The sequence below is a fragment of the Microbacterium sp. W1-4-2 genome, assembly GCF_058349885.2.
This window is the reverse complement of sequence record NZ_JBYRJC020000002.1, coordinates 747,882-766,719: the sequence shown is the minus strand read 5'-3', so window position 1 is coordinate 766,719 and position 18,838 is coordinate 747,882. Positions and strand designations below refer to the sequence as shown.

Genomic DNA, 18,838 nt, shown 5'->3' with positions numbered 1-18,838 from the left:
GTCGTCACACGAGGGTGTCGAGGATCTCCACGAGCTTCTCGTAGGTCGTCAGCGGGCTGATGATCGCGAACCGCAGCACCGTCTCGCCGTCGTGCGAGCTGGGGACGACGAAGCCGATCTGCTCGTCGAGGAGGCGGTCCGACCAGGCACGGTAGGCCGCGGCATCCCACCCCTCGCGCCGGAACACGACGACCGACAGCTGCGGGTCGCGCACGAGCGACAGGCCGTCGCGCGCCTCGATCTCATCCGCGATCCGGCGCGCCAGATCAATGCCGTACTCGATCGCCGCGCGGTACTGCCCGGCGCCGTGCGTGGCGAGCGAGAACCAGAGCGGGATGCCTCGGGCCCGGCGCGTCAGCTGGATCGCAAGGTCCGAGGGGTTCCAGTCGGCGCCGTCCGTGAGGGTCTCGAGGTATTCGGCGTGCTGGGTGTGCGCGAGCCGCGCGGCGGCCGGATCCCGATAGATCAGCGCGCACGCGTCGAACGGCGCGAACAGCCACTTGTGCGGGTCGACGATCACCGAGTCGGCGCGTTCGACCCCGGCGAAGACCGAACGCATGCGCGGCACGAGCATCGCGGCCAGGCCGTAGGCGCCGTCGACGTGCAGCCAGACGCCGCGGGCGGTCGTCACGTCGGCGATCGAGGCGATGTCGTCGACGATGCCGAAGTTGGTGGTTCCGCCCGTGGCGACCACGGCGAACACCGCGTCGCCGTGCTCGTCGAGTGCGGCCGCGACGGCGTCGCCGTGCAGGCGGCCGTCGGGTCCGGTGGCCACGCCCGCCACGTCGACGTCCATGATGGATGCCGCGGACACCACGGACGAGTGCGCCTCGGCGCTGCACACGATCACCCAGCGTCCCGGATCGTCCAGTCCCTCTGCGCGCCGGCGGCGGCGGGCGGCGTCGCGGGCGGCCACCAGGGCCGACAGGTTGCCGATCGTGCCGCCCTGCACGAACACGCCGCCGGCGTCGGCGGGCAGGCCGAACTCGCCGGCCAGCCAGTGCAGCACCTCGTTCTCGGCGTAGACGACGCCCGCGCCCTCCTGCCATGACCCGCCGTAGACCGACGAGGCCGACACGATGACGTCGAACGCAGTGGCCGCCTTGCTCGGCGCCGACGGGATGAACGAGAGATACCCGGGGTGGTCGGTCGACAGGCACGCCGGGGCGAGCACGTTCTCGAACAGGCCCGCCGCCCGCCGCGCGCCGATCCCGTCCTCGGTGATCGTGCCCGAGGCCAGCCGCACGAGCTCGCGCTGCGTCAGCGGCTTGTCCAGCGGCACGTCGTGGTAGAGCTCACGGCGACGGGCGTAGTCGAGCACGTCGTCGACGATCGCGGTGGTCTCGGGTGTCAGGGCGTGCATGCGGGCAGGGTCGGTCATCGCGGTCTTCCGATCGGGTGGTGGGGTCCTTCCACACTAGAAATGGTGCGAGGGTGCTTTCAATGAGCGCAACGCGTCATTTCGACGTATCTATAGCTACTATGTCTACCTCGCATCTACATTGAGAACATGAAACACGATCTCGACGACCTCGACCGGCGCCTGATCTCGCGACTGCGCGCGAACGGACGCGAGTCGGTGGTCCGGCTGGCCGAGGCCCTGGGCGTCACCCGGACGACCGTGAACAAGCGGCTCGAGCGCCTCGTCGACACCGGCGTGATCGTCGGGTTCTCGGTGCGGGTGCACGACGATGCCGCCGCCTCGGCGGTCCGCGCGATCACGATGGTCGCGGTGGAGGGGCGCGACGCACGGGATGTCGTGGCCGGGCTTCGCGGCATCCCCGAGATCGCCGCGCTGCATACCACCAACGGGCGTTGGGATCTCGTGGCCGAGCTCAGCTGCGACAGTCTCGCCAGTCTCGACGGCGTGCTGAACGCGCTGCGCACGCTGGACGGCATCCGCGACAGCGAGACCAGCATCCTGCTCAGTTCCGCCTCGCTGGCGTGAGGCGATCGCCGGCGGGTGAGTGGGAAAGGCGCTTGACACAAACGCGATATATCGTGTTATGCTCGCTCCAACGCGATATATCGCGACCTCCACACTCACCCAGGAGCATCCCATGACCCTTGAGAAATGGCTCATCCAGCCCGGGCAGACGCGCGTGATCGACATCGAGACCGTGCGCAAGCTCAAGATCGGACTCGTCGGCGGCCAGGTCGACGTGATCGCGCACGACGAGCCGGGCGCGCGCATCGAGGTGCACGGCGTCACGGTGAAGGACCTGCGCATCGAGGTCACCGGCGACGTCGTCGAGATCGACCACCCGCAGCTGCGGTGGGACAACTTCCTCGAAGTCTTCCGCAACTTCGGCGCGGGCGGCCCCAAGGCCGAGGTCAGCGTCGCCGTCCCCCGCGACGTCGCGCTCACGCTCGGCGTCGTCAGCGCGAGCGCGCTGGTCTCGGGCATCCGCAGCGACGCGCGGCTGAACACCGTGTCGGGCGACATCATCGCCAACGGGCTGACCGGCGACATCGTGGTGAACGCCGTCTCGGGCGACGTGCAGATCCGCGGCCTGGACGGCAGCCTCGGCGCGAACAGCGTCTCGGGCGATGTCGCGGCCGCCGGCGCCGTGCGCAAGGCCACCGTCGACACGGTGTCGGGCGCCGTGCTCGTCGACGCGACCGGACCCGTCCACCAGATCTCGCTGAACACGGTCAGCGGCAACGCCACCGTGCGCCTCGACGAGGGCCACGCGGCCAACTTCGTGGCCCGCAGTGTGAGCGGCCGCGTGCAGATCGACGGTATCGTGCGCTCGGGCAGCGGACCGACCAGCTACACCGGCTCGACCGGCGAGCTGTCGGGCAGCTTCGCCGACGTGCGCACGAACTCGGTCTCGGGCGACCTCACGGTGCTGCGGCGCCCGGCGCCGACCACCGACGCGTCGGCGGCCACCGAGTACGACGAACAGGAGTGGTGATGGCACCCGTCTTCTCGCACGGCGATCTGCGCCTGTACCTGCTGAGCCTGCTCGACGAGCAGCCGCGGCACGGCTACGACCTGATCCAGGCACTGTCCGACCGCACCGGCGGCACGTACACACCCAGCGCCGGCACCATCTATCCACGGCTGGCGAAGCTCGAAGAGGAGGGCCTGGTCACCAAGACCGTCGACGGCCGCAAGACCGTCTACGCGATCACCGACGCCGGGCGCGACGAGGTGGCCGCCCGGTCGACCGACCTCGAGGGCATCGAAGAGGGGCTCGCCGACTCGGTGCGGCTGATCGCCGACGAGGTGCGCGGCAGCGTCCGCGCGGCGATGAAGAGCCTGCGCGCCGATCTCGCCTCGGCCGCGCACGACCAGCGGGCGAGCACTCCCCCGCGCGACCGCGGCGACGACCCGCGCGTGCGCAGCCGGCAGCAGCTGCAGCGGGCCGATGCGACGGTCAACGCGTTCCGCGCCCAGGTGCGCACCGACCTGCGCACGCACGTCGCACGCGGCGGCGACCTGTCGGCATCGGTCGTCGACGATCTGTCACAGGCGCTCGACGAGGCGTCGCGCGCGGTCACACGGGCGCTGAGCCTGCGGGCCGGGGCGCCGGAGTCCCGCTGACCGCGGTCACCCCGCGCTCACCCCCTGTCGCCCCGCCCTCACCAGGGCAGTTCTTGATCGTCCTCGAGGATCTCGCCGATGGGCACGACCAGCACCGGGCGGGTCTGGCGGTGTGCGAGGCGCACCGCCACCGACCCGGTGAAGAACTCGCGGATCGACTCGCCGAGCCCGCGCTTGCGGGTGCCGACGACGATGAGCCGGGCCTTGACCTCGTCGGCGAGCTTCTTGATCGCAAGGGCCGGGTCGCCCACGAGCTGCCGCAGCGTCCAGTCCACGCCGCACCCGTCGAGGGCCTGCGTCGTCTCGTCGGTGATCTGGGCGACCTCGTGCTCGCGGCCGGCGGCATTGAGGTCGGCCGAGGCCGTCTGCACGAACCCGTCGGGGTCTTCGTACGCGACGAATCGCGTGACGTCGACGGTCACGACCAGCAGCGGAGCGCCGAACGCCTTGGCATACCGCGCTGCCTCTCGGGCTACGCGCGGGGGTTCGCCCGGCACGACGCCGACGATCACGGCGCCGGTCAGGACGGGTTCGGGCGTGGCATCGGATGCCGCGTCGGACATATGTCGTCCACCTCTCCTGCGAGACCACTCGAAGCACGTCGCGGGGCCGGGTCCGTCACCGCCCCGCGTGATATCCTGAATGCTACTCTTACCGGCTTGCGACCGGATTTCATGAACGCGTCGGGCGCGAGACCGCCCGCCGACTTGGACCATAAGGGGGTCTCGCATGGGGCGTGGCCGTCAGAAGGCGAAGCACACCAAGATCGCCCGTGAACTCAAGTACGACACGTACAACGTGAACTTCACGGCCCTCGAGCGTGAGCTCGGGCATCACGATGGTGCCGGCGAAGAATACGTCGACAAGTGGGCGGACGAGTACGCCGACGACGACGACACGGAGGACGACGAGACCTCGGGCTCGTACCAGCACCTGCAGGCGTAGTCTGTCCGCTGCGCTCGCTGAGCGCCCGGCATGCGATTCGGGATGCCGCGGCGCTGCCGGTCAGGACTCCTGCGCGCCCTCGACCCAGGCGAGGTACTCGTCCGTGACGGTGCCGGTGACGTACCGTCCGTCGAAGCAGCTCATGTCGAGGTCGGCGATCTCCGATCCGTCCAGGATCGCGGCCTTCAGGTCGTCGATCTCCTGGTACACGAGGTGGTCGCAGCCGAGCTCCTGCGCGATCTCGGGGATCGTGCGGCCATGGGCGACCAGCTCGTGGCGCGAGGGCATGTTGATGCCGTACACGTGCGGGTACCGCACGGGCGGGGCGGCCGACGCGAAGGTGACCGACAGGGCTCCGGCATCCCGCGCCATCTGGATGATCTGCTTGCTCGTGGTGCCGCGCACGATCGAGTCGTCGATCAGCAGCACGTTCTTGCCCTTGAACTCGCTCGACATCGCGTTCAGCTTCTGCCGGACGCTCTTCTTGCGCACCGCCTGACCCGGCATGATGAACGTGCGGCCGACGTAGCGGTTCTTGTAGAAGCCCTCGCGGTACTCGATGCCGAGCTTGCGGGCCACCTCCATCGCGGCGGGCCGCGACGAGTCGGGGATCGGCATGACGACGTCGATCTTTTCGCGCGGCACGTGCTTGGCGATCGTGTCGGCCAGGCGCTCGCCCATGCGCAGCCGCGACTCGTACACCGCGATGCCGTTCATGATCGAGTCTGGCCGGGCCAGGTACACGTACTCGAACGAGCACGGGAACAGCTGCGGGTCCGCGGCGCACTGGCGCGTGTGCAGCACGCCGTCCAGGTCGACGAACACGGCCTCGCCCGGCGCGACGTCGCGAACGACCTCGAAGCCGCCGTTCTCCATCACGAGGGATTCGCTCGACACGATCCACTCGTACGTGCCGTCGGCGGCCTTGCGGGTGCCGAGGATCAGGGGGCGGATGCCGAACGGGTCGCGGAAGGCGAGCAGGCCGTAGCCGGCGATCAGCGCGAGCGCCGCGTACGAACCCTCGACGCGCTCGTGCACGCGGGTGACGGCGTCGAACAGTTCGTCGGGTCCGAGCTCGAGGCCCGACAGCGACGACTGCAGCTCGTTGGCGAGCACATTGACGAGCAGCTCGGTGTCGCTCGTGGTGTTCAGGTGCCGGCGGTCCTTGTGGAACAGCTCATCGGTGAGCTCCCGGGTGTTGGTGAGGTTGCCGTTGTGCACGAGCACGATGCCGTAGGGCGCGTTCACGTAGAACGGCTGCGCCTCTTCTTCGCTCGAGGCCGACCCCCGCGTCGCGTATCGCACGTGCCCGAGACCGACGTTGCCCAGCAGCGAGCGCATGTCGCGGGTGCGGAACGCCTCGCGCACCATGCCTTGGCCCTTGTGCTGGTGGAACGTGCCGTTCGGCTCGGCGGTCGCGATGCCGGTCGAGTCCTGGCCGCGGTGCTGCAGCAGCAGCAGGGAGTCGTAGATGTCCTGGTTGACCGGGCCGCGCCCGACCATGCCGACGATGCCGCACATGTGGTGTTACTTCGCTCCGTTGCTGATGTCTGCGTACGATCCGACCAAGCGCACGGCCCCGCCGTCGACGCCCTTCGCGCCGGACTCGAAATCGCCGGCCGGCCGGTGCCCGTCGGCGACGACGCCCACCTGCCACGTGTCGATCCCCGCGGCGGTGAGGGTGGATGCCGCGGCCTGCGCAGCGCTCGCATCCACGATCGCGAGGAACCCGATGCCCAGGTTCCAGGTGCCTTCTGTGTCGACGAGATCGAGTCCGCCCAGGTCGGCGAGCACGCGGAACACGGGGGCGGGCGACCACGTCGACCGGTCGAGCTCGACCCACGTGCCGGGCGGCAGCACCCGGGCGAGGTTCGCGGCGATCCCGCCGCCGGTGACATGGCTGAGCGAGTGGATGCCGTCGCCCACCGCGTCGATGAGACCCAGGAGCGGTGTCGTGTACAGCCGGGTGGGCTCGAGCAGCGCCTCGCCCCACGAGGTGCCGAGCTCGGCCGCGTGCGAGGCGTAGGAGACGCCGGCGCCCGTGACGATGTGGCGCACGAGCGAATAGCCGTTGGAGTGCAGGCCGCTCGAGGCCAGAGCGAGCACGACATCGCCCGCGCGCACGCGGTCGGCGCCGAGCACGCGGTCGGTCTCGACGACCCCGGTCGCCGCGCCCGCCACGTCGTAGTCGTTCGCGCCGAGCAGGCCCGGGTGCTCGGCGGTCTCGCCGCCGACGAGGGCCGTGCCGGTGGCCGCGCAGCCGTGGGCGATGCCGGCCACGATGTCGGCGATGCGCTCGGGCACGACCTTGCCGCACGCGATGTAGTCGGTCATGAACAGGGGCTTGGCGCCCACCACGACGATGTCGTCGACGACCATGCCGACCAGGTCCTGCCCGATCGTGTCGTGCTTGTCGATCGCCTGCGCGATCGCGACCTTCGTGCCCACGCCGTCGGTGCTCGATGCGAGCAGCGGCCGGGTGTACCCGAGCAGGGCCGAGGCGTCGAACAGGCCGGCGAATCCGCCCACTCCGCCCAGGACCTCGGGACCGTGGGTGCGGCGGACGGCGGACTTCATCAGCTCGACCGCGAGATCACCCGCGGCGGTGTCGACTCCGGCTTGTGCATAGGGGTTGGCGGGGGACGATGCGACCACGCGTCAAGCCTAGTGGCCGACACCTGAGCACAAGCCCGGTGAGCGGCCCGATGACGCGCGCCCGAAAGCACCCGGTGTGCCGCGGCATCCCCGTGTCTAGGCTGAGCGCGTGAGTGCTGACGAGCAGCCGGCGCGCGGCCGCCGCGTGCACTGGCTCGAGCTGTTGTTCGACCTGGTCATGGTCGCCTATATCGGCCAGGTCGCGCACACGATGCACGGCGGTCCGACGCCGGCGGACGGCCTCGTGTTCGCGGTGCTGCTGGCGGCCGGCTGGTGGGCGTGGATCAACGCCAGCGTCACGATGAACCTGTTCGGCGCACGGGTCACCCCCACGATCTGGATCGCGGTCGGGATCGCGATGATCGCCGTCGGCTTCATGGCCGCCGCCGTCCCCGAGGCGCTCACCGCGCGGTCGGCGGCGTTCGCGCTCGGCAACGCGGCGATCCGTCTCGTGTGGATGTATCCCTGGCTGGCCAAGCGGCGGGCGATCGGCGTCGCGTGGTGGCGTCCGTGGCTGTACTGCCTGGTGCCCGCGGTGCTGTGGACGGTGTCGATCTGGGCGCCCGGGCCGTGGCGGTACGTGCTGTGGGTGGCCGCGATCGCCCTCGAGATCGCGCTGCTGGTGAACCTGGGTCGCGGGTCGGCGTGGCTGAGCCGTGCCGTGGACGTCGACCACCTCATCGAGCGGGTGAGCCTGCTGGTCGTGATCGTCTTCGGCGAATCGGTGCTGTCGATCATCACCGAGCTCGCCGCGCACTGGACGCCGGCGAGCGCGGTGGCCGCGCTGCTGGGCCTGGTGGCCGTGGTGGTGCTCGCGTGGATGTTCTTCACGCTCGCCACCGTCGGGGTCGAGATGGGCCTGCACCGGCTGCAGCACCGCGGCAGCCTCGAGGGCCTGCGCGACACCGTGATGTACCTGCCGGTGCTGCTGATCGCCGGGGTCGTGCTGTTCGCGGCGGGCATCGGCACCGCGGTCGCCGACGGGGCCGACAGCCTGCCGATCGCCGCCGCGGTCTGCATCGCAGTGGGCGTCTGCCTCTTCTTCCTCGCCAGCGTGGCCGAGTCCCTGCGCTACGGGGCCGCCTGGCGCGACGTGGTCCTGTGGGGACCGGCCGGTGTGGTGCTTCCGTGGCTGATGGTGCCGCTCTCGGCGGTGCTGACCGCGATCGGCGTGGCGGCGGCATCCCTTCTTCTCATCGTCGTGTGCGTGGCGCTGAGCGTCGTCAACGCCCGTCGGGTGCGGGGCCGCGTGCGGGCGTGAGCGGGAGCCTCTTGGGGGGCAGAACGCCGGGACCGGCGGGGGCGCTCCGCCCTACAATGGCGGCATGGGCGGAGCCGGTGGGCCGGAGTGGACGATCCATGAGGATGCGAGTCGTCTCGTGCTGCTCGCGCTGTGCCTGCGGCAGCTGGTCGGCATCCGCGCCCCCGCCGAGCTGCCGTCGCTGCGCGGCATCCCGCCCCGCACGAACGATCGCTCCCACGACGCGCAGGATGCGCTCGAGGAGCAGTGGAGCGCCTACTGGGACTTCACGGTCGAGCCGCGTGCGCACCCGTCGAAGGTGCCGCTCGAGCTCGTCGACGGCTTCGAGACCCTGATCGCGCTGCCGGCCGAGGGGTTCGACGAGCTGCGCCGCGCGATCACGCCGCACGCGTCCGAGGCGATGGCCCTCTCGCAGACGATGCACGCGCGATACCGCAAGGATGCCGGGGCCAAGCCCGGCACGTCGTACCGGGCGTATGCGAGCGCGATCGCGGAGCACGAACGCCAGGTGGGCCGGCGCGCGCACTCGTTCGAGCTCAACGTGCAGGTGCTGCCGCTGACCCAGCGCGGGGTGTGGTGGATCGGCGCGCTGACGGTCGCGGTCACCGACAGCCTGCGTCAGGACGTGGTGGCGTTCGACGCCGCCATCCATCCGATCATCGCCGAGCTGGCGTGAGGCCCGGACTCAGTCGGCGGAGGTGACGCTCTCGCGGTCGACGCGCACGCGCGTGGTGCGCCGGCCGACGGTGCGCTCGAGGATCAGCGCGACGACGCCGCCGAGCGCGACACCGGCCACCCCGCACACCAGCACGAGGAAGCCGAAGATCTGGCTCTTCGTGTACGTGATCTGGCTGACGGTGGACGCCTCGTTGCCCGAGGAGTCGACGACCCCGAACCCGTAGGTGAGGATGAGCGCGACGAGCACGCCCAGGGCTGCGCCCAGCAGCAGGAAGACCAGCATCTTGGGTGCGCGTCGCACCGTGACGGTCTCGACGGTCTCTTCAACCAGTTCGACCGGCACGGGCGTGGCCGCGCTCGGCGCGGTCTCGGGCTGCTGCGGCTGGTCGGTCATGCCTCCATTGTCTCACCGCGCGCGTGCGCGGGATGCACCGGGTCTGGTCCAGCGGCGGCCGATCAGGGGCGCAGGGGCAGCAGATCCGAGATGTCGGCGCGGACGCCCGACGCGAGGATTCGGCCCGAGGCCTCGGCATCCTGCCACTGCTGCTGGCCGAGCGCGAGCGAGATCCAGGTCATCGGGTCGGTCTCGACGACATTCGGCGGCGTGCCCCGCGTGTGCCGCGGCCCTTCGATCACCTGCACCGCCCCGAACGGCGGCACCCGCACTTCGACCGTGTGGCCGGGGGCCTTCTCGACCAGGAGCTGCAGCAGATACCGGACGGCGGTGGCGAGGTCCGTGCGCTCGGGGTCACCGCTCTTGACGCCGGCGAGCGCGGCTCTTCCGTCCTCCGTAGAGATCTTGCGGGCCATGCGCATACGCTACCCCGCATCCGCACGGATCGGGCTGGTCTTCAGCGGCGGCACGAGGCATTCTCGAATGGGGGCGGGTTTCGAATCCCGGAGGTGGGTCTTGACTGGGCAATCGGCACACGACATCGCGCGGACCCGGCACCGTGCGTGGACGCTGCGCGACGGGCTGATCGCCCGCGGCGTGCTGACCTTCGACCGGCTCTCGTACGGGCCGCCGGCACCATGAGCACGGGCATCGCGCAGGAGCGGCTCGCGGCCCGGGTGCGGGCGATGCTCGACACCGGCACGGGCGAGGTCTCGGGGGCTCCCGTGCGCGAGGTCGCGATGTTCGGCGGCGTGGCGATCATGGTCGACGACAAGATCCTCGTCAGCGCCGGCAAGGACGGTGCCCTGCTCGTGCGCATCGACCCCGCCCGGCACGCCGAGCTCACCGCCCGCCCCGGCGCGAGCCAAGCGCAGATGGGGGCCGGTCGCGACATGGGCCGGTCATGGCTGCGCGTCTCGACCGACACGGTCGCCGACGACGACGAGCTCGCGTTCTGGGTCGGCGTCGCGCTGGAGCACAATCGCGCCGCCGCCGACTGACACCCGCGGGTGCCGCAGAGCGGGTATGATGCGGGCTTATCCGTCGACGTCGACGTCGAACCGGACCTCGGCAGGCGCCCGATCGCGAAGCAGCGAATGCAGCTTCGCGTCGCGCCGCCACTCGTCGAGATCCAGGAACACACCGCGCCCGTCCCGCGCGCACATCGCCCACACGCGGTGCTTGACCGAATAGGAGGCGAGCGCCAGCTCCTCGAACACGATCTCGGCAAGGCCGTTCTGGGGATCAGCAAGCGTCATCCGCTCGTCGTCGACCACCAGATCGGTGCCCCGAGGCCAGCCCCGGAACAGCCGTGGCTGAAACGTGTCGCCCCGGTGCGCCATGATGTGCCGGACCAGTTGTATCTTCGACAGCGAAGCGTACAGCGGTGTCGGGTCGGCCGCATGCGGCAGCCCCAGCGCGCTGCCGACCTCGTCGTCGGCCTCGTACTGCGTGTCGTCGCCGAGCGTGACGAACAACGTGGGCAGCGCTGCGGCGACGGCCGAGCGGATCTGCTCGCCCGTCACATCCTGCGGGGCACCGGCGTCGTCCAGGTCGCCCACATGCCACCCGCGCAGCACCGCGATCACCCGGTTCTCGACGTAGCTCCACTGCTCGTCGGGTATGTCGACGGAATGGATCCATGACTCCCGGTCTGCGGTGAGCAGCTCTGCATCGGGTCCGTTCTCGGCGATCCGCCGGATGATCGCGAGCGCCTGAGCGGCTGTCACGACGGCATCCGAAGCCCGCGCGTCGAGCCCGAAGCCGACGATGCGTGTGTCGGGCGTGAGGACGGCGACGAACACCTGCACGGAGTAGATGCGCTGCTGGGCGGTGCGCAGCTCGGTGTGAAGGGCCTCGGCCAGGTACGAGCCCGTCCGGCGCATCACGTCGACATCGTTGGAGCGCAGCACCATGGTGATCGAGAGCGGGTTCGTCCCGGCCTCGTTCCAACCGCCGTGGCGGACGACCTCCGGCGCCGGACGGTCGGGCAGCGTGTGCGACGCGGGCAGCACGACATTCAGCCCCTCGGGAACGTCGTCGTTGAACACGAGAGCGGCGTTTCCCGCATGCAGCCAGTCATCCGCGAAAGCGAGCACGTCGGAGCGGGTCAGGGAGCGGTGGGCGGGAGACCCGGTGTCGAGCAGCCCGAGCGACTGGTGGCCGAACCGATCAGACAGCATGCCCCGCCCGACCCGCTCGTCGTCCTCGCCGAGCTCGGCGGCGATGATCCTCTTCTGCTCGGCGACGTCGTCGTCGCCGATCTCGCTGAGCGTTGAGATCACGCACATGACCCGGTTGAGGAAGTCCACGACCTGAGCCGGAGGACCTTCTGCGAAGAACGCGATGCTGGCCTCATCGGTGCGCGCATTGTTCGCGATGTGCACTCGGCCGACCCTGCTCATGACCAGGTGCTCGATGAGATGGGCCGTTCCGGCGCTGCGGGCGGATTCATCTCGCAAGCCGACGCCGAAGATCAGAGAGCCGGCGAATCCGGCGCGGATGGGGGCGCTGAACACCGGCACGCCGTTGAGCGTGGAGCGTGTGATGTGAGGCAGTGGCACTCGATCATTCTGCGGTACGGATCCGGCAACTCCCGCACCGCGCGCGGCTAGGCTGGCCGGGTGAGAATCCTGGTCCTCGGCTCGGGCGCGCGCGAGCACGCCATCATCCTCGCCCTGCGTTCCGAAGACGCCGAACACGACATCTTCGCCGCCCCCGGCAACGCCGGCATCGCACAGGACGCGATCGTCGTGCCGCTCGACGCGAACGACCCCGCCGCCGTCACCGGGTACGCGAACGAACACGGCATCGACCTGGTCGTGATCGGCCCCGAGGCTCCCCTGGTCGCTGGTGTCGCCGACGCGCTGCGCGAGCGCGGCATCCCGGTCTTCGGTCCGGGCAAGGCGGCTGCGCAGCTCGAGGGGTCGAAGACGTTCGCGAAGCGGATCATGGATGCCGCGGGCGTGCCGACCGGTCGCGCCGTGCGCGCGCACACCCTCGACGAGGTGGCCGCCGCCCTCGACGACCTGGGCGCTCCGTACGTCGTGAAGGCGGACGGCCTGGCCGCCGGCAAGGGCGTGATCGTCACCGAGGACCGCGAGGCCGCCCTGGCCCACGCCGCGCTGTATATCGGCGCCGCGCCCGTGCTGGTCGAGGAGTACCTCGCCGGCCCCGAGGTATCGCTGTTCTTCCTCTGCGACGGCGATCACGTGCTGCCGCTGAGCCCCGCGCAGGACTACAAGCGCCTGCGCGACGGCGACGACGGTCCGAACACCGGCGGCATGGGCGCCTACTCACCCCTGCCGTGGCTGCTTGAGCACTTCGGCGGCGAGGACGCGTTCGTCGAGCTCGTCACCACGACGATCGCCGAGCCGGTGATCCGCCAGCTCGACGCCGAGGGCACACCGTTCATCGGCCTGCTGTACGCGGGACTCGTGCTCACCGAGCAGGGCGTCAAAGTCATCGAGTTCAACGCCCGCTTCGGCGACCCCGAGACGCAGGTCGTGCTGCCGCGACTGGTCGATCCGCTGAGCAAGCTGCTGCTGGGCGCGGCCTCTGGCCACCTCGAGGACTTCGCCCGCCCCGCGTTCGCCGACGCCACCGCCGTGAGCGTCGTGCTGGCCAGCGAGGGCTACCCGGCGGCGCCCGTCACCGGGCGCGTACTGACGGGGGTGGATGCCGCAGCCGCCGTCGACGGAGTGCACGTCGCGCATGCGGCCACCGGTTTGACCGACGCGGGCCTGGTCGCCACGGGCGGGCGGGTGCTCAACGTCGTCGGCCTGGGCACGACGTTCGCCGAGTCGACCTCGCGCGCCTACTCCGCGCTGGCGAAGATCGGACTCGAGGGCGGCCAGTACCGCACCGACATCGCCGCCCGCGTCGTCGAGAGCTGAGGGTCCCGCGGCGATCGCCCGCGCATCACCATCCCGCCCGGCCCCCCACGCGGCCGTCCGTCCGTCCGTCGAATGCTGCAGCTTGCTGCTCATGCGCCACGTTTTCACCGAGCGCTGCACTTCCCTGCTGATGCGCCAGGAAAACACTGCCGCATCAGCAGGGAAGTGCAGCCCCGGGGAGAGCTGCAGCATTCGGCGTCAGACCCGGCGGTAGACGAACACGTCGGTCACCTGCGGCAGGTCGAACTCGGCGCGACCGGCGGTTGCGGGATCGATGTCGAGCACGCGCTCGACGTCGCCGACCATCCGAGCCCGGGTCGGCTCGTCGGCGGCGAGGAACGAGCTGACCGTGAGCCACCGGCGGATGTAGTCGTCGCGCGTGATGCGCTCCGCCCAGGGGTGGGTGGTCATGGCCTCGAACACGAATCCGGGCAGCGGCCCGATGATGTCGGCGGCGGCCTCGGGCGCCTCTCGAGGCTCGCCGCCCTCCCCCACAAGCCCGGGGTGCGCGATCCGATGGCAGGCGCGATCCCAGTCGCACCCGGGATCGGCGTTGTTCCACAGCATCCCGAGCACCCCGCCCGGCCGCAGCACCCGCGCGATCTCGGCGCACGCGGGCTCCCGGTCGAACCAGTGGAACGCCTGTGCCACGGTCACGGCATCCACGCTGTCGTCATCGAGCGGGATGCGCTCGGCGCTGCCGATCCGCGCGTCGACGGCGGGCAGGGTCGCGCGCAGCACGGCGAGCATCGGCTCGGACGGCTCGACCGCGATCACCTCCCGTGCACGACCGACGAGGAGCGACGTGAACTTGCCGGTGCCGGCACCGAGGTCCAGCACCGCGTCGATATCGGGCACCGCGTCGATACCGGGCACCGCGTCAGCCGCATGCGGCAGAATGGCTGCCGCCGCGGCATCCGGAAACCCCGGCCGGTAGCGGTGGTAGTCCTCGCCGATCAGACGGAACGACTGCGCCAGCCTGGCGTCGACCACGCCTCACATCTCCCGCAGACGCGGCAGGACGTCGGCGGCGAGCATCTCGACGGACTCGACCTGCCGGTCCGGCCGCACGCCGAAGACGACGAGATCGATGCCGAGGGCGGCGAACCTCTCCATCGCGGGCCAGAACTCCGGTCCGGTCGGGTTGATGCGGGTGCCCATGACCTGCTTCTCAATCGCGTCGTAATCCGTGCCCGCCGCGTCGCAGTGCCGGCGCAGCACCTCGAGCAGGTGCGCCGTCTCGTCGGGGTCGGCCGTCATGAGGTTCACGATCTGCGCATACTGCGCCGCGATGCGCAGCGTCTTGCGCTCGCCCTTGCCGCCCACCATGACCGGCGGGTGCGGCGCGCTGACCGGCCGCGGGCTGTTGAGCGTCTCGGCCAGGGCGTAGTGCGCGCCCTCGAACGGGCCGACGTCGTCGCTCCACATCTGCAGCACGATGCGGATCGCCTCTTCGAGCCGCTCGAAGCGCTCCGAGATCGCGGGGTACGGCACACCCAGCGCGTGGTGCTCGCGCTCGTACCACGCGGCGCCGATGCCGAGTGCAGCGCGGCCGCCGCTGAGCACATCGAGGGTCGTGACGGTCTTGGCCAGCAGCCCCGGGTGCCGGTAGGTGACGCCGGCGACAAGCGGCGACAGCCTCATCCGCTGCGTGTGCGCGGCGACGAACCCCAGGGTCGTGAACGCCTCGAGCATCGGCTCAGCGGGGTCGCCGGATCTCTCCATCTGGAACCAGTGGTCCATGACCGTGAACTGGTCGAAGCCGCCGTCCTCGGCGGTGCGGGCGCTCTCGGCGATCGCCGTGGGGATGGATGCCGGCTGCCGCGGCATCGTGTAGTTCCAGAAGTGGATTCCTGCGCGCATGCCGCCAGGCTATGCCTGGACCACTCGGGATGGCCACGGTAACGACCCCGTAACCCTCACAGCAGGTCACCGGGCGCGCGGTCTACGCTCGACTCTCGTGAAACTCCGCCTTCCCCGCCGCCTGAATCGCTATGTCACGCGCGCGGGGCGGGCCGTGCAGGCCGAGCGCATCGCCTACGCCCGGTCGAAGCCGATCGCGCACGACACCGTGCTCTACGAGTCCTTCGCCGGCAACGGCGTGCTGTGCAATCCCGAGGCGATCTTCCGCCACCTGCTGAACCGTCCCGACTTCGACCACCTGACGCACGTGTGGTCGATCGACGACGAGCAGGCGATCGCCCGGTTCCAGGCCGAGTTCGCGGCGAACCCGCGCGTGCGCTTCGTGCGTCGCGGGTCGTTCGAGTACTGGCTCGAGCTGTCGTCGGCGGGGTACCTGATCAACAACGCGACGTTCCCGCCCGCGTTCGGCAAGAGGCCCGGCCAGGTCTACGTCAACACCTGGCACGGCACGCCGCTGAAGCTCATGGGCTTCGACATGCCCAACGGCGCGATCGAGTCGGCCAACACCCTGCGCAATCTGCTCGCCGCCGACTACGTGCTCGCGGCCAACCCGTTCATGGCCGAGACGATGTACGAGGACGCGTACCGGCTGCGCAATGTCTACCAGGGCCGCATCATCGAAGAGGGCTACCCGCGCATCGACCGGCAGCGGCTCACCGAGGCGCAGCAGCACGATGTGCGCGCCGAGTTCGCCCGCGCCGGCATCGCGGTCGGCGACAAGCGCATCGTCCTGTTCGCCCCGACGTGGCGCGGCGCCTCGTTCAGCGACCCCGAGGACGGTCTCGACGACCTGGCCGCGCAGACCGCCGCGATCCAGGCAGAGGTCGGCGACGATGCGATCGTGCTGCTGAAGACGCACCAGATCGTGCACGCGCTGGCCGCGGCCCGCCCGGGGCTGCGCAGCGTCCTGGTCCCCAACACGATCCCCACGAACGTGACCCTGGGGGCGGCGGCGGCGCTGATCACCGACTACTCGTCGATCTTCTTCGACTACCTGGCCACCGGGCGGCCGATCGTGTTCTTCACGCCGGACGCGGATGCCTATGCCCACGACCGCGGCACGTACCTGCCGCTCGACGAGCTGCCGGGCCCGGTCACCGCCGACCCGGCCGAGGCGGGCAGGCAGCTGCACACCCTGCTCGGCATCCGCGCGGGCGGCGGCGAGCCGCACGCCCGGTACGCCGAGTGGGCCGAGCGGTTCACGCCGCTCGAGGACGGCGAGGTGACGCGCCGCGTGGTGGACATCGTGTTCCGGGGCGCGGCATCCGGCCGGCGCGTGCGCCCGGCGCGCACCGACGGGCGCAAGCGCCTGCTGTTCTACGTCGGCGGCATGCGCTCGAACGGCATCACGACCTCGGTCGTGAACCTGCTGAACGCGATCGACCACGACGTCTATGACGTGACCGCGCTGATGCCGCTGTTCCGCGCCGAGGACCCGCTGCACAACCTGGCACGCATCCACCCGGCGGTGCGGCAGGTGTTCCGCATCGGCGGAATGAACGGGTCGAAGGCGGTGCAGCTGCGCCGGCACGCCCGCAACCGGCGGGGACTGCCGCCCGCGCCGCGCGACGAGCGGTGGCACACCGCGCTGTGGGACGCCGAGTGGGCGCGCGTCTTCGGGTCGGCGCGGTTCGACTGGGTCGCCGACTTCAGCGGCTACAGCCCGATCTGGACGAACCTGCTGCTGCACTCCCCGCACGCACCGCGTGCGGTCTGGCTGCACAACGAGATGGCCTCGGACCGCGAGCGCACCGTCGCCGGTCGACAGCACCTCAAGCGCTCGCTGGGTCTCGTCTTCTCGATGTACAGGTCGTTCGACCACCTGGTGTCGGTCGCCCCCGAACTGACCAAGCTCAATCGCAAGGGACTGGCCGCCTACGCGCCGCCCGAGCGCTTCACGACGGTCCGCAACCTGCCCGACGTCGAACGCGTCGTGGCCGGCGCGGCCGAGCCGTTGACGAGCGTGCTCGAGCCGGACGAGGCGGAGCCGGCCTGGGTGACCGAGTTGGCGAAGCCGGACCGCGAGACGACGTGGTTCGTGTCGGTGGGGCGCCTGTCGACCGAGAAGAACCATGCACGGCTGCTGCGCGCGTTCGCGCAGGTGCACGCCGAGCATCCCGAGGCGCGGCTCGTGATCGTCGGGAAGGGCCCGCTCGAAGCCGACCTGCAGCGCCAGATCGCCGCGGCGGGGTTGACGGATGCCGCGTTCCTGGCCGGACTGCGCCGCAACCCGTTCCCGATCCTGGCCGCGGCGGACTGCTTCGTGCTCTCGAGCACGTACGAAGGGCAGCCGATGGTGCTGCTCGAGGCGGCGCTGTGCGATCTGCCGATCGTCTCGACGGCGTTCGGGTCGGTGCGCGACGCGCTGCCGGGCGACACGATCCGCGTGGTGGAGCAGTCCGACGACGCACTGCGCGACGGCATGCGCGCCTATCTGCGCGGCGAGGTGGCGGCCAGCGGGCTGGACGCCCCGGCCTACACCGCCGAGGTCATCGCCGAGCTCGACGCGCTGATCGCCGCCGGTCGCTCCGACGCCGCCTTCACGAGCCCGATCCGCACGTTCTGAGGCGGGGCGCGCGTGATCCGTCGATGCCGCGGCCGGACACGACACTTCGCCGGCGATCTAGGCTGGGCGCAGCCCCCACACGAAGACACCGGAGCGAGGAAGACACATGACGGATGCCGCAGCCGCACCGACGACCGATGCCGAGGCCCTGTTCCACCGCGACAGAGCACGACACCGGTTCACGGCGCGCGAGGCGACCGTGGTCGCGGTCAGCCGGCCGACGCCCGAGTACATCCGGGTGACCCTCACCGGGCCGGAATTCGGCGACTTCCGCAGCGACGGGCCGAGCGATCACGCGCGGACGTTCTTCCCCGACCCGACGACGGGTGAGCTCGTGGCGCCGGTGGCGGCCGGGCCGGGCGAGGAGGGCGTCATCCGCCCGCAGGCCACGACGTTCGGCCGCGACTTCACGCCGCTGAACGTGCGCGACGACGACGGGCGCCGCCTGGTCGATCTCGACATCCTGAACCACCCCGGTCCCGGGCCTGCGGCCCTGTTCGGGACGCGGGCGAGGGTCGGCGACCGGCTCGTGCTCGTCGGCCCGCGCGGATCGAAGGCGGCCACGCGGAACGCGCCCCGCGTGGTGCTCGTGGTCGACGGGACCTCGCTGCCGTCGGCGGGGCGCTGGCTGAGCGAGGTGCCCGCGTCGACGGCGGTCGAGATCATCGCCGACGTGCCCGACCTCGACGCGGCGCGCGCGTACCTGCGCACGTTCTCGACGCAAGCGTTCGGTCTTCACCCCGCTGGCGCAGACCCTGTGGCCGCGCTCACCGCGGTGGGGGTGGATGCCTCGACCTACGTGTTCGCCGCCGGTGAGGCATCCGCGCTCGTTCCGCTGCGCCGCCACCTGCGCCACACCCTGAACCTGCCGCGCGAGCAGTTCACGGTCACCGGCTACTGGCGGCAGGGTGTCGAGGCGTGGGACCACCACGCCCCGATCGACCCCGCCGACATGGACTGACTCCGGGAC

General features: G+C 70.8%; 20 protein-coding genes. 11 read left to right on the top strand and 9 right to left on the bottom strand.

The window, feature by feature from the left end; genetic code table 11:
* Positions 1-4: 4 nt before the first annotated feature.
* On the bottom strand, positions 5-1,381 hold the full coding sequence (locus AC3RX0_RS11405; protein WP_491506099.1) for a pyridoxal phosphate-dependent decarboxylase family protein: 1,377 nt from the start codon (positions 1,379-1,381) through the stop codon (positions 5-7).
* A gap of 129 nt (positions 1,382-1,510) precedes the next feature.
* On the opposite strand from AC3RX0_RS11405, the gene AC3RX0_RS11400 reads away from it, so the two are divergent.
* From AC3RX0_RS11400 to AC3RX0_RS11390, 3 genes are all read left to right on the top strand, one after another.
* A complete protein-coding gene (locus AC3RX0_RS11400) occupies positions 1,511-1,948 on the top strand; it encodes an Lrp/AsnC family transcriptional regulator (RefSeq protein ID WP_491506098.1) in 438 nt (145 codons plus the stop codon).
* 112 nt (positions 1,949-2,060) lie between these two features.
* On the top strand, positions 2,061-2,918 hold the full coding sequence (locus AC3RX0_RS11395; protein WP_491506097.1) for a DUF4097 family beta strand repeat-containing protein: 858 nt from the start codon (positions 2,061-2,063) through the stop codon (positions 2,916-2,918).
* Entirely contained in the window at positions 2,918-3,550 is a 633-nt protein-coding gene (locus tag AC3RX0_RS11390) for a PadR family transcriptional regulator (RefSeq protein ID WP_491506096.1), read from the top strand. Before AC3RX0_RS11395 ends, AC3RX0_RS11390 begins: the two co-directional genes overlap by 1 nt.
* A gap of 38 nt (positions 3,551-3,588) precedes the next feature.
* Here AC3RX0_RS11390 and AC3RX0_RS11385 read toward each other — a convergent pair whose 3' ends face one another.
* Positions 3,589-4,113 carry a universal stress protein gene (locus tag AC3RX0_RS11385; RefSeq protein ID WP_491506095.1) on the bottom strand — a complete coding sequence of 175 codons (525 nt, stop codon included), beginning with the start codon at positions 4,111-4,113 and terminating at the stop codon, positions 3,589-3,591.
* 166 nt (positions 4,114-4,279) lie between these two features.
* Between AC3RX0_RS11385 and AC3RX0_RS11380 the strand changes: the two genes are divergently transcribed.
* Positions 4,280-4,495 carry a DUF3073 domain-containing protein gene (locus AC3RX0_RS11380; RefSeq protein WP_491506094.1) on the top strand — a complete coding sequence of 72 codons (216 nt, stop codon included), beginning with the start codon at positions 4,280-4,282 and terminating at the stop codon, positions 4,493-4,495.
* A gap of 60 nt (positions 4,496-4,555) precedes the next feature.
* Here the strand turns inward: AC3RX0_RS11380 and purF are convergent, their stop codons facing one another.
* Complete coding sequence (gene purF / locus AC3RX0_RS11375; protein ID WP_491506093.1) at positions 4,556-6,016, bottom strand: amidophosphoribosyltransferase; 1,461 nt, start codon at positions 6,014-6,016, stop codon at positions 4,556-4,558.
* Between the two features lie 6 nt (positions 6,017-6,022).
* Positions 6,023-7,150: a phosphoribosylformylglycinamidine cyclo-ligase gene (gene purM, locus AC3RX0_RS11370; protein ID WP_491506092.1), complete on the bottom strand. Its 1,128-nt coding sequence runs from the start codon at positions 7,148-7,150 to the stop codon at positions 6,023-6,025.
* A 109-nt stretch (positions 7,151-7,259) separates the two neighbouring features.
* Here purM and AC3RX0_RS11365 point away from each other — a divergent pair, with 109 nt between their 5' ends.
* Positions 7,260-8,411: a low temperature requirement protein A gene (locus tag AC3RX0_RS11365; protein ID WP_491506091.1), complete on the top strand. Its 1,152-nt coding sequence runs from the start codon at positions 7,260-7,262 to the stop codon at positions 8,409-8,411.
* A 64-nt stretch (positions 8,412-8,475) separates the two neighbouring features.
* Positions 8,476-9,087: a zinc-binding alcohol dehydrogenase gene (locus AC3RX0_RS11360; RefSeq protein WP_491506090.1), complete on the top strand. Its 612-nt coding sequence runs from the start codon at positions 8,476-8,478 to the stop codon at positions 9,085-9,087.
* Between the two features lie 9 nt (positions 9,088-9,096).
* Here AC3RX0_RS11360 and AC3RX0_RS11355 read toward each other — a convergent pair whose 3' ends face one another.
* Positions 9,097-9,483, bottom strand: a complete 387-nt coding sequence (locus tag AC3RX0_RS11355; protein WP_491506089.1) for a potassium transporter Trk — start codon at positions 9,481-9,483, stop codon at positions 9,097-9,099.
* 62 nt (positions 9,484-9,545) lie between these two features.
* Positions 9,546-9,899, bottom strand: coding sequence for a sterol carrier family protein (locus AC3RX0_RS11350; RefSeq protein WP_491506088.1), 354 nt, complete (start codon positions 9,897-9,899; stop codon positions 9,546-9,548).
* Positions 9,900-9,999: 100 nt separating this feature from the next.
* Here AC3RX0_RS11350 and AC3RX0_RS11345 point away from each other — a divergent pair, with 100 nt between their 5' ends.
* The gene (locus AC3RX0_RS11345; RefSeq protein WP_491506087.1) at positions 10,000-10,125 is read left to right on the top strand and encodes a hypothetical protein; all 126 of its coding nucleotides are present in this window, start codon (positions 10,000-10,002) and stop codon (positions 10,123-10,125) included.
* Complete coding sequence (locus AC3RX0_RS11340) at positions 10,122-10,484, top strand: TfoX/Sxy family protein (RefSeq protein WP_491506086.1); 363 nt, start codon at positions 10,122-10,124, stop codon at positions 10,482-10,484. Before AC3RX0_RS11345 ends, AC3RX0_RS11340 begins: the two co-directional genes overlap by 4 nt.
* Before the next feature lie 36 nt (positions 10,485-10,520).
* Here AC3RX0_RS11340 and AC3RX0_RS11335 read toward each other — a convergent pair whose 3' ends face one another.
* Positions 10,521-12,047 carry a peptidase M16 family protein gene (locus AC3RX0_RS11335; RefSeq protein WP_491506085.1) on the bottom strand — a complete coding sequence of 509 codons (1,527 nt, stop codon included), beginning with the start codon at positions 12,045-12,047 and terminating at the stop codon, positions 10,521-10,523.
* A gap of 60 nt (positions 12,048-12,107) precedes the next feature.
* Here AC3RX0_RS11335 and purD point away from each other — a divergent pair, with 60 nt between their 5' ends.
* Positions 12,108-13,379: a phosphoribosylamine--glycine ligase gene (gene purD, locus AC3RX0_RS11330; RefSeq protein WP_491506084.1), complete on the top strand. Its 1,272-nt coding sequence runs from the start codon at positions 12,108-12,110 to the stop codon at positions 13,377-13,379.
* A 198-nt stretch (positions 13,380-13,577) separates the two neighbouring features.
* Here purD and AC3RX0_RS11325 read toward each other — a convergent pair whose 3' ends face one another.
* Together AC3RX0_RS11325 and AC3RX0_RS11320 are read right to left on the bottom strand one after the other, a co-directional pair.
* Positions 13,578-14,372, bottom strand: a complete 795-nt coding sequence (locus AC3RX0_RS11325; RefSeq protein WP_491506083.1) for a class I SAM-dependent methyltransferase — start codon at positions 14,370-14,372, stop codon at positions 13,578-13,580.
* Between the two features lie 3 nt (positions 14,373-14,375).
* Positions 14,376-15,242 (bottom strand): LLM class F420-dependent oxidoreductase, encoded by an 867-nt coding sequence (locus AC3RX0_RS11320; RefSeq protein ID WP_491506082.1) that lies wholly within the window; start codon positions 15,240-15,242, stop codon positions 14,376-14,378.
* A 97-nt stretch (positions 15,243-15,339) separates the two neighbouring features.
* Between AC3RX0_RS11320 and AC3RX0_RS11315 the strand changes: the two genes are divergently transcribed.
* Entirely contained in the window at positions 15,340-17,868 is a 2,529-nt protein-coding gene (locus tag AC3RX0_RS11315) for a CDP-glycerol glycerophosphotransferase family protein (protein WP_491506081.1), read from the top strand.
* Between the two features lie 106 nt (positions 17,869-17,974).
* On the top strand, positions 17,975-18,829 hold the full coding sequence (locus AC3RX0_RS11310) for a siderophore-interacting protein (protein ID WP_491506080.1): 855 nt from the start codon (positions 17,975-17,977) through the stop codon (positions 18,827-18,829).
* The last annotated feature ends 9 nt before the right edge of the window (positions 18,830-18,838 follow it).

Coding starts and splice junctions, on each gene's coding strand:
- AC3RX0_RS11320 (WP_491506082.1), bottom strand. CDS start 15,242: ATGCGCGCAGGAATCCACTTCTGGAACTACACGATGCCGCGGCAGCCG.
- AC3RX0_RS11310 (WP_491506080.1), top strand. CDS start 17,975: ATGACGGATGCCGCAGCCGCACCGACGACCGATGCCGAGGCCCTGTTC.
- AC3RX0_RS11400 (WP_491506098.1), top strand. CDS start 1,511: ATGAAACACGATCTCGACGACCTCGACCGGCGCCTGATCTCGCGACTG.
- AC3RX0_RS11350 (WP_491506088.1), bottom strand. CDS start 9,899: ATGGCCCGCAAGATCTCTACGGAGGACGGAAGAGCCGCGCTCGCCGGC.
- AC3RX0_RS11355 (WP_491506089.1), bottom strand. CDS start 9,483: ATGACCGACCAGCCGCAGCAGCCCGAGACCGCGCCGAGCGCGGCCACG.
- AC3RX0_RS11340 (WP_491506086.1), top strand. CDS start 10,122: ATGAGCACGGGCATCGCGCAGGAGCGGCTCGCGGCCCGGGTGCGGGCG.
- AC3RX0_RS11380 (WP_491506094.1), top strand. CDS start 4,280: ATGGGGCGTGGCCGTCAGAAGGCGAAGCACACCAAGATCGCCCGTGAA.
- AC3RX0_RS11395 (WP_491506097.1), top strand. CDS start 2,061: ATGACCCTTGAGAAATGGCTCATCCAGCCCGGGCAGACGCGCGTGATC.
- AC3RX0_RS11390 (WP_491506096.1), top strand. CDS start 2,918: ATGGCACCCGTCTTCTCGCACGGCGATCTGCGCCTGTACCTGCTGAGC.
- AC3RX0_RS11405 (WP_491506099.1), bottom strand. CDS start 1,381: ATGACCGACCCTGCCCGCATGCACGCCCTGACACCCGAGACCACCGCG.
- purF (WP_491506093.1), bottom strand. CDS start 6,016: ATGTGCGGCATCGTCGGCATGGTCGGGCGCGGCCCGGTCAACCAGGAC.
- AC3RX0_RS11385 (WP_491506095.1), bottom strand. CDS start 4,113: ATGTCCGACGCGGCATCCGATGCCACGCCCGAACCCGTCCTGACCGGC.
- AC3RX0_RS11360 (WP_491506090.1), top strand. CDS start 8,476: ATGGGCGGAGCCGGTGGGCCGGAGTGGACGATCCATGAGGATGCGAGT.